Raw genomic sequence first — 9,766 nt, forward strand, 5'->3', positions numbered from 1 at the left:
ATTGCCCACTTTAATATTGATTTCCGATTGCATAAAAACATAGTTCGCAATTTGGTTGTATTTGCTCCTATCCAAACCATTCTTTTTAAGATAGTCTTTTGGAAATAAATGGTGAATATCACCGCGAAGCGAAATTAAGTCGCTTACCAAAACGTCTTTTGATAAAAATCCTCTATCATTAGCTTTTACCTACGAAGCGAGAAAAACGTGGAAGTAAGGACTACTTGCAACGGAAGTATCCAAACTTTGTGGTAACGAAGCATTCCAAAAAGCTTCTGATAATTCGCCTTCTTCTTTTTCTTTCAAGTATTCATCAAAGGGTTTTTGAGAAATTTGCTTAATATCAAAATCAAACAAACTCTCTGGCGAACCTGAATAACGACCAGTTAAGACCAAATAAACAAACCAACGTTTAACATAGCTTTCAATTGCTACCGAATTAACACCAAGTTCTTTTAGTTTAAGGTAAACTATGTATGCGAAATTTATTGCATTTTGAGAACGAATAAGGTCGGGTGATATAAATCCTGCCGACTTTATAATCATTAAAAAACGCTTAAAATTAGTCTCGTTTATAAAATTTAGAACTCCTTTTTTTAGTGTTATAAATGATTGTTGAGAGATTTCTGATTCGTAAGTTCGTGTTTCAAAATTCCTACCTGAAAGTAAACTCACTAAGTCCGAAAGTCTTCCTCTGTTAAATTGAGAAGTAAAAGCAACTCGAATTAAATCATTATAGTCAGGGTCATAGAGGTCTTCGTTCTCGGTTTTTAGCCAATTCATTTTTGGGAAATATTCGGTATTTGCGAACTCTTTGTCGTTATCAACGATGTGTTTGTAAAATTCGGGGGCAATTGCCAAATGACAAAAATAGTCAATGGCTTTTCTCAGCTCATTTCCACCATTTTCTGTGTCGGCAGCAATTTTACTCATTGCAAAGTCAGCCTGACTCAAAACAACGCCTTTGGAATTGATACGAATAAATATTTCAGTAACAGTTTCAATGTCAAGGTCTGGAGAAAGTTCGATAAGTCCAATTTGTTTTTTTGGAATATTTACTAATCTTGTAATTGTTTTTTCAACATGTTCTTCATCGACTTCAGGATTGAGTTTCAAATATTCTCGCACAATTTTTAAAACACTACCGTTAATAACTTCGGAAATGTCGTATAACCAAGTTTTGTCTTTTAGAATTGCAGGGTTTTGGACTTCAAATCTTTCGTCAATCGGGTTAAAGGCAATCTTAATTTTTACACGCTGATAAGTTTTGTTTATTACATATTGCCCAATCACAGCTGCAGTTAAAGCAGTAATTCGTTGCTGTCCATCAATAAGAACTTTTTTACCTTCACTTAAACTCCCATCCTTTAGTCTTACGTTTGGATTTCTCCACGCAATGATATATCCAATTGGATAACCTTGGTACAAACTATCCATTAAGTCACGGACTTTTGAGCTGTCCCAAACAAAAGGTCTTTGAATTTCTGGGATGGCAATTTCACCTGAATTTAACCAAGCTAAAATTGTCTCAATCAAATGTTGATTTACTGAATATTTTTGCATTTAAATCTCATTATTTTTAAGTCTATCAATGTTGCAGGCTGTCCTTTTACAATGAACGCCAACGTATGAATACAAGCATTGCGTTTATTTCTCTTTTACCTGTCTAAAGGCGGGCAAACAAGGGAATGACTTAGTCTGGCAGGAAATTTTCTGCTCTCACCTCTGAACCGTTCTCTTGCTGTTTCGCCTTCTGCCTTCATTTGAGGCAATTTTACAATAAAAACGAGGCGAAGTCAACAGATAATTTCCCTGAAAAAAGCACGGTAAACAGCGAGCGGATTACTTTCCCCTTGTGATAGATAACCATAGAAAAGTGTTCTATTTTTTGCCGAATGATGAAACACGCTTTTTTTGGCGGAAAACTTAATCCTGCAAACGGACATAACTGGATTTCGCAAAAACGGATTTGACTCGTCCGGTCAACTCACGCCCGATGAACGGCGTATTTTGCGACCGCGAATAGATGTCTTTTCGACTAAAAACCCACCACTCATCCGGATCAATAATAGTCAAATTGGCTTCTGCGCCAATGCTAATGCCGGGAAGCGGCAAGTTCATTACATGAGCCGGTTTGATCGTCAGCAACTTAATCAAATCCATCAATGAAATATAACCCGCATGAACCAGATGGGTCATCGCCAATCCGAAAGCGCTTTCGAGACCAATCATTCCGGAGGAAGCCAGATCGAGCGACGTTTCCTTAGTGTCGTACTGGTGCGGCGCGTGATCGGTGGCAATCGCATCGATCGTTCCATCCTGAATTCCCTCAATAAGCGCCAACCGATCAGATTCCGAACGGAGCGGCGGGGAAACTTTACCGTTTGCATCAAAGGAACGCATGTATTCATCGGTCAACGAAAAGTGATGCGGCGTAACTTCTGCCGTGACGCGAACGCCATCCGCTTTTGCCTGACGAATCAGCGCCACCGAAGTTTTGGTCGAAACGTGCGGAACATGCAGACGTGAATTCGTGAATTTCGTCAGCGCTAAATCGCGGTAAATCATAATTTCTTCGGCGACCGATGGATTCCCGGGAATGCCGAGTTGCGTCGATACAATGCCTTCATTCATGTAGCCGTCCGCTTTCAGGGCTGGGTCTTCGGAATGATTAATGATTGGTTTATCCACAATTTTGGAATATTCCAGAGCAAACCGCATGATCTGCGCATTGACCAACGGATTGCCGTCGTCCGAAAATGCCACAGCGCCGGCGGACGACAGCTCGACCATTCCGGTCAATTCTTCGCCCTTGCGGTTTTTCGTGATCGCGGCAATCGGATAAACATCCACGATCTGCCCCTCGGCTTTTCGATAGATAAACCGAACACTCTCCTGCGTATCGATCGGCGGCTCGGTGTTCGGCATGCAACAAACTTTGGTAAATCCGCCAGCCAGAGCCGCCTGACAACCCGACTCGATCGTCTCCTTGTCTTCAAATCCCGGCTCGCGAAAATGAACGTGTATGTCAACAAATCCCGGCGAAATCATTTGTCCGGTCAAATTAATGATTTCTGCGTCATTCATCGGAGTCATCCCTTTTTCGATTTTGACAATAACACCATTTTCGATCAATATGTCCGAATCATATATTTTTTCTCCGACTGGATCGATAATTTTTCCGTTCGTGAGTAGCACTTTTCCGTTCATTTTATCTATTTTCATGATTGCTCCTTTTTCTATTGCGCTCGCTGATTATTTGCCACCAACCAGCAGAAATAAAACCGCCATCCGAATCGCAACGCCATTTAAAACCTGATGCAGGATAATGGAATAATCGCCGTCGGCAACGTCCGAGTCGATTTCAACGCCGCGGTTGATCGGTCCCGGATGAAGAATCGTCAGTGGCTTTTTCAAATTTTCAAGCCGCTCGCGCGTCATGCCGTACAGGTTTCGATATTCGCGTAGGGATGGAATCAATCCTTTCCCCTGCCGTTCCATCTGAATTCTCAGTAAGTTCACCGCATCGGCAAACTGAAGCGCTTCATCGAGATTATACATGACTTTCACGCCCAACGATTCGATACCATAAGGAATATAAGTCGGCGGTCCGCAAACCGCAACGTTCGCACCTAACGTTTTTAATCCGTAAATATTCGACATTGCGACCCGACTATGACGAATATCGCCGATAATGGCGACATTCAAACCTTTAATCTTGCCAAATTTTTCCTTCAGCGACACAATATCCAAGAGCGCCTGCGTCGGATGTTCGTGTGTTCCGTCTCCCGCATTGATGATAACGGCATTGACAAACTGTGACAGCAATTTGACCGATCCCGGCGCCGAATGCCGCATAACAATCGCGTCTATTTTCATAGCGTACAGATTCTGGATCGTATCTTTTAAACTCTCACCCTTCGATAGGCTACTTCCCAAAGCGGAAAAATTGACCATATCCGCCGATAGCCGTTTTTCCGCCAGTTCAAAAGAAATCCGCGTCCGGGTGGAACTCTCAAAAAACAAATTGACGATTGTTTTGCCTTGTAACGTCGGAACACGCTTCATGGGTCGCTCCAAGACTTCCCTAAAGGAAAATGCCGTGTCGAAAATCTGATTTAGGTCTTCCTTCGGAACGCCTTCAAGTCCGAACAAATGTTTGATGCTCAAATTCATTGGGTTTCCTCTACCAGTAAAATGGCGTCCTCACCGTCGCTTTCCTTCATCAGCACGCGGATTTCCTCGCCGGGTGACGTTGGAACGTTTCGACCGATATAGTCTGCCTTGATCGGCATTTCCCGATGTCCACGGTCGATCAAAACTGCCAATTGGATCGATGATGGTCTTCCAAAATCTATCAGCGCATCCATAGCGGCGCGAACTGTCCGACCCGTATAAATCACATCATCGACGAGAATAAGAATTTTTCCGTCCACTTCAAACGGGATATTCGTGATTTCGACCCGCGGAAGCCGGTTCTTCATCCGGAAATCGTCCCGATACATCACAACATCGAGAACGCCAACCGGCAGTTTGACGTTTTCGATTTCTTCGATTTTCTTTGCAATTCTCTTTGATAAATATTCTCCGCGTGTCCGGATGCCGATGATGCAAACATTCTCGACGCCGCGACATTTCTCCAGAATTTCATGCGCCAAACGCGTCACGGTCCGGTTCAACGCCTGTTCGTCTGCTATCTTGGATTTAACCTTAAATTCCATGGCTCTCTCCTCTGTAAAATAAAAATTCCACCGCTTGGGTGGATTTCTTCTTTTTCTTTTGCCCTTGCCAACTCACGGGTTGTAATTAAAAGGCTCCTTATTTTGCTGGCGGGAATTTATCCTTCCTCGCGAAAAATACCTAAGAAATAGTTTGCAAATCGAGAATTTTTTAATTTCCTTCGCATGGCGAATCAGTTCGCTGACGATTCTTTGAACGATGTCGTCTGGAACTCCATCATGCGATTTAGATTTCAGACGAAGGTCAATCGGATCATTGATGTAATCAACAACGACGAACTTACCGTCATTCGTCAGCGCGATTTCCGTCGAGAAAAGATCGAGTTGACAAATTTTGGAAATCGTTTGGGCAATCTCGCGCAAGCGCGATAAGCCGTTTTGCTTTTCATCTTCCGCTAAGACTACTGTGTAAATATGCGAATCGGTCGCCCACCAAAAAACGTACGTTTGTCCGTCAAAGTAAATCACCCGAAACCAAGCCACATGGTCACCAATCCGAATGGGAACGATTTTTTGCTGAAGCAGATAATAGTCGCCCGTGTACTGCATCCGCGCCGATTGAATTTGCGATTCGGAACCAGCTTCCGTGATCACGCCGTCGCCGCCGCCGCCATGAGCCGGTTTGATGATAAACGGATGGCCGAGCGCCGCAAAATCAATAACCGGCAATTCGGGGTCCATTGAAATCGGCGATAAGATGATCGTATGCGGCGCATAAAGTCCGGCAGAGATAAAGTCGAGATGCATTGTCGCCTTATTCCATGCCCGTTTTGCATGTTCCAGCGGGTTGATGCGACGCGCCCGACACCGCTTTGCCCAAACGTCTAATTCCACAAATCGCTCATCCGCATCCGAAGCGCGATCTAGAAAAATCCGGCAGGTGATTTCATTCCGCCGAACCTGTCTAATAACGCCGTCGATATTATCCAAATTGACCAACAACAGACTAATCGAATTTCCGACGCAGGCATCCTGAACAATCCGGATAAAATCTGAATCGAACGACCATGTCCATGCAATACAAAGATCGTACTTCACGCGGTTGTCTCTGAACCTGTCAGTTTATCGATAACTCGCCGAGCAATTTCGTCCGGTTGATCCATTGGAGAGACGGAAATCCAATCGGCTATAATTTGGTTCCTAAACCACGTGATCTGTCGTTTAGCGTAGTGCCGCGTGTTTTGTTTGATTTGTGCAATCATCTCATCATGAGAACATTCGCCGTCTAAATATTTTATCACTTCGCGGTAACCGAGCGTCATCAACGCATCCAGATTCCGCCGAAACCCGACGCTAAGCAATTTTTGAACCTCGGCAACTAATCCATCTGAAATCATCTGATCAACCCGCTCGTCGATCCGACGGTATAAATATTCGCGCGGCATGTCGAGAACAAATGATCGACAATTGAACGGCGGATCGGTTTTCTGTTCCCGATACAATTGCGAGGGCGTTTTACCCGTCGTCATAAAAATTTCCAACGCGCGGGAAATCCGTTTGCTGTCATTGAGGTGTATTTTCACCGCTGTTTCCGGATCGATTTCCATAAGCCGATTGTACGGAGACGCAACGCCTTTTTCGTTCAATTCATGATGGATTTTATCTCGGATCGACGTATCCGTACGGCTATCCTTGAAAATCCCTTTCTGAATAGCCCGGATGTAAAGTCCGGAGCCGCCGACGAAAATAGGTTGTCGGTTTCGACGTTGAATATCAGCAACAGTTTCAAGCGCCATTGTTCGGTACATTCCCGCGCTGACTGTTTCGTCCGGATCGAAAAGATCGATCAAATGATGTGGAATATCTTTTAACTGGTTGAGCGTCGGTTTGGCGGTTCCGACGTCCATGCCTCGGTAAACTTGCCGAGAATCGGCGGAGATAATCTCACCGTCAAGTAGTTTTGCCAATTGGATAGCAGTCGCTGTTTTACCAACAGCTGTCGCACCGACAATGAAAATGACGGAATTCAGAGATCCCGAATCTTCGGGATTGTCCGGTTGAGACGGATTGTTCATGAAAATTCCATCAGAAATATCTTCTAGATCCGTTCAAACCGCTTATCAAGTTCCTTCAGAGACAGATTGACGACGATTGGTCTGCCGTGTGGGCAAAAATATGGGTTTTTCGTGGCGAACAGGCGGTCGACTAAATTTCGCATCTCTTCGACCGAAAGCGGATCGCCGGCTTTAATAGCGGCCTTGCAAGCAAAGGAAGCCGCAACTTTTTCATGGATGCTGATATCTTTTGTCCCAAATTCCTGATAATGGTCGAGAATTTCCTTAATGATCGTCGCTTCGTTTCCCCAGCGCATTCCGGCTGGAACTGCTTCAATCGCAATCGTCTGTTTCCCAAATTCCTTCGCACGGAATCCCAGCTTTTCCAAAAATGGAAGAATTTCAAGAAGCGTCGAATAATCGGTAACCGACAATTCAACGACATGCGGAAACAGCAATTGCTGGGCTTTCCAATTCTCCTTTTCCATCGATTCCAGCGCTTCCTCAAACAATATCCGCTCGTGCGCCACATGCTGGTCGATGATTACCAATCCCGATTTCACCTGACTGATAATGTATTTATTGTGTACTTGATAAACCTGAACCTCGTACGGTGAAATTTCATCATCAAGTTTTACCGGTTGTTCGGTAAACCGACGCGCTCGCTCTGACCATTTTTCCTGTTCTTCCGGACGAAAATAATAGGAAGGCGGCGGACTATTTGGCGGATTCATTCCGGGATGATCGGATGAAGACTCACCCGCTTCAGGTCGGATAAAATCCGATGTCGGTTGCGCAACTGGCATACCCTTCGGTATTGGCGGCGGCGCATAAAAATCGAATGGCGAAAATTTGGACAAATCGGGAATGACCTTCGCGATTTCTTTCAGCGCATCTTTGACCGACTCTTGCAGAAATCGATACACGTCGTTCTGCTCGCGGAATTTCACTTCCATTTTCGCCGGATGAACATTCACATCGACCATTTCCGGAGGTAATTCGAGATGCAGACAATAAAACGGAAATTCGCCGCGCGAAACAAGAGCGGCATAGGCTTCCGTAATGGCATGGTTCATCAGCCGGTCTGTTACAAACCGATTATTGACGAAAAAAAATTGATCGCCGCGCCTGGCGCGCACCAAATTTAGATTTCCGATAAATCCATCAAGTTGAAAAGGCCCGCTTTTTACCGAAATCGGTATCAGATTCTCGCGATATTCCGGAGAAAACAGATGAACAATCCGATCTTTCCGGCTCTCTTCCCGAAGGTTAAAAATCTCTCTGTCATTGTGAACTAAAACAAACCGCGCGCGGTTGTGAATCATGGAAAACTTGCGAATGATTTCGACGATATTGCGGAACTCAACTTCGGCGCTTTTTAGAAATTTTCGTCTGGCGGGAATATTATAAAAAAGGTTTCTAATGGAAATTGTCGTACCGGGTTTTGGACTGTGCGGTTTAATCTCACGGAAACTTCCACCTTCGATGACAAGTTCATTTCCTTCGCTCGTTCCCGTAAGAGTCGAAATCGCGTTCACAACGGAAACGGCGGCGATGCTTGCCAACGCTTCTCCGCGAAAACCGAGCGTCCGAATCCGAATCAGATCGTCAACCGTGGCGATTTTGCTCGTTGCATAGCGTTCAAAAGCCAATAAAAGATCGTCTTTCGACATTCCCTCGCCGTTGTCCGTCACTTCACAAAGCGTTTTGCCGCCGTTTTTGACAACGACAAAAATTTCTGTCGCGCCAGCATCGAGACTGTTTTCGACCAACTCCTTGATGAGCGACGCGGGATTTTGGACGACTTCGCCCGCCGCGATTTTGTTAGTCAGTTGTTCGTTGAGAATTTTTATTTTGGACATATTCCGTTCAATCTATCGCGAGTGATTTTCTTCTATTTTACTTCAATTTTCCGATTAACCGACCGAACTAACCTTCGGACAATCCGAGCGGTTTCTCTTTCGATTTCTTCAACTTCCGATTTGATAGCGGTACGAAACGCCTCGTCGGTTACTGAACCAAGATTAATCCGTACGTTCATCGCCGCACCTTTGACGGCTGTTTCCGCACAGAGTGCGCCGACGCCAGCATCGCTAATCGAGTTGACATTTCCATGCTTTACGATGAAATCCATCAAACGAATCGTTTTCCGCGTCGTCTTCATCACTTCAAGCGGAACAAGCGTCGCCTGTTTCATCGCTTCCTCAATGGCAATACTACGAGACTTTTTTTCGTCGTCAGTTTTTTTCGGCATGCGATAACACGCCATCACTTGGTTGAATGCCGCCGTGTCGAGATCGATTAGCCGGATCAATTCATCTTTCAATCCCTGCGCTTGACCGGCAATTTCATTCATCCGATGATCAAATCGTTCATAGCCTTTTTTGCCATGAGTCAAATTGGCGACCATCGAGATCAGCCCGCCGGAAAGAGCGCCGCAAAGCGCCGAAACGCTTCCGCCACCCGGCGCAGGCGAATCCATCGACAATTCATCAATAAAATCGCGAACGGACAAATTCACCAGCGCTTTTTCAAATTCTCTAACCTGAAATTCGATGATCTTTTTTTGAGGATCAAACAGCGAAATTTCATTCATTCCCATGGACTGAACGGCTACGCGAATGAGTTCCGCTTCAGGGACGCCTTCCGATTTTCCTTGTTTCCGCAAATAATGTCTGCCTGCAATTAACATCGCCTCTTTGGGAATCAAACCGACGAGTTCCGATCCGGTGACGCGTAAACCTTTTTCTGTAGCGAGCCGACAAATTTCATCGAAAACCACATGCGGCGGCACAATGTGATAATTTGTCAGATTGATCGAAACTTGCGCCAGTTGACGCTGTTCCAAATACCAGCCGACGGCTTTCACCGATTTAAAAATTCCCGGTTCAAAGATAGTTTCGCCGCTTGCGTCTTTGATAATCTTGCCGTTAATGTCGCGTTTTGCGCGTCCTTTTTCACGAATCGTCTGGGCAATGTTATTTGCCAATTTTGAATCACGTGTGTTGAGATTCACGTTATAAGCGATCAAAA

The 9,766-nt window shown here is 44.9% G+C and carries 7 protein-coding genes and 1 pseudogene; all 8 read right to left on the bottom strand.

What is annotated here, in order from left to right:
• Nucleotides 1-1,563, bottom strand: a pseudogene (locus tag COT43_10520) (hypothetical protein).
• 363 nt (nucleotides 1,564-1,926) lie between these two features.
• Nucleotides 1,927-3,225: a dihydroorotase gene (locus tag COT43_10525; GenBank protein ID PIS27432.1), complete on the bottom strand. Its 1,299-nt coding sequence runs from the start codon at nucleotides 3,223-3,225 to the stop codon at nucleotides 1,927-1,929.
• 30 nt (nucleotides 3,226-3,255) lie between these two features.
• Nucleotides 3,256-4,176: an aspartate carbamoyltransferase gene (locus COT43_10530; GenBank protein PIS27433.1), complete on the bottom strand. Its 921-nt coding sequence runs from the start codon at nucleotides 4,174-4,176 to the stop codon at nucleotides 3,256-3,258.
• Nucleotides 4,173-4,721, bottom strand: coding sequence for a bifunctional pyr operon transcriptional regulator/uracil phosphoribosyltransferase PyrR (locus COT43_10535; GenBank protein PIS27434.1), 549 nt, complete (start codon nucleotides 4,719-4,721; stop codon nucleotides 4,173-4,175). Before COT43_10535 ends, COT43_10530 begins: the two co-directional genes overlap by 4 nt.
• Before the next feature lie 72 nt (nucleotides 4,722-4,793).
• Nucleotides 4,794-5,777, bottom strand: coding sequence for a hypothetical protein (locus COT43_10540; protein PIS27435.1), 984 nt, complete (start codon nucleotides 5,775-5,777; stop codon nucleotides 4,794-4,796).
• Complete coding sequence (locus tag COT43_10545) at nucleotides 5,774-6,754, bottom strand: tRNA (adenosine(37)-N6)-dimethylallyltransferase MiaA (protein PIS27436.1); 981 nt, start codon at nucleotides 6,752-6,754, stop codon at nucleotides 5,774-5,776. The genes COT43_10540 and COT43_10545 overlap by 4 nt, the downstream gene beginning before the upstream one ends.
• A 23-nt stretch (nucleotides 6,755-6,777) precedes the next feature.
• Entirely contained in the window at nucleotides 6,778-8,595 is a 1,818-nt protein-coding gene (locus COT43_10550) for a DNA mismatch repair protein MutL (protein ID PIS27437.1), read from the bottom strand.
• A gap of 32 nt (nucleotides 8,596-8,627) precedes the next feature.
• A complete protein-coding gene (locus tag COT43_10555) occupies nucleotides 8,628-9,764 on the bottom strand; it encodes a hypothetical protein (protein ID PIS27438.1) in 1,137 nt (378 codons plus the stop codon).
• Nucleotides 9,765-9,766: the final 2 nt, after the last annotated feature.

Source organism: Candidatus Marinimicrobia bacterium CG08_land_8_20_14_0_20_45_22, assembly GCA_002774355.1.
Taxonomy (GTDB): domain Bacteria; phylum Fidelibacterota; class UBA2242; order UBA2242; family UBA2242; genus 0-14-0-20-45-22.

Bases quoted from the DNA above. Each gene is read 5' to 3' on its own strand.
- COT43_10545 (PIS27436.1), bottom strand. From the start codon at position 6,754: ATGAACAATCCGTCTCAACCGGACAATCCCGAAGATTCGGGATCTCTG.
- COT43_10530 (PIS27433.1), bottom strand. From the start codon at position 4,176: ATGAATTTGAGCATCAAACATTTGTTCGGACTTGAAGGCGTTCCGAAG.
- COT43_10550 (PIS27437.1), bottom strand. From the start codon at position 8,595: ATGTCCAAAATAAAAATTCTCAACGAACAACTGACTAACAAAATCGCG.
- COT43_10525 (PIS27432.1), bottom strand. From the start codon at position 3,225: ATGAAAATAGATAAAATGAACGGAAAAGTGCTACTCACGAACGGAAAA.
- COT43_10535 (PIS27434.1), bottom strand. From the start codon at position 4,721: ATGGAATTTAAGGTTAAATCCAAGATAGCAGACGAACAGGCGTTGAAC.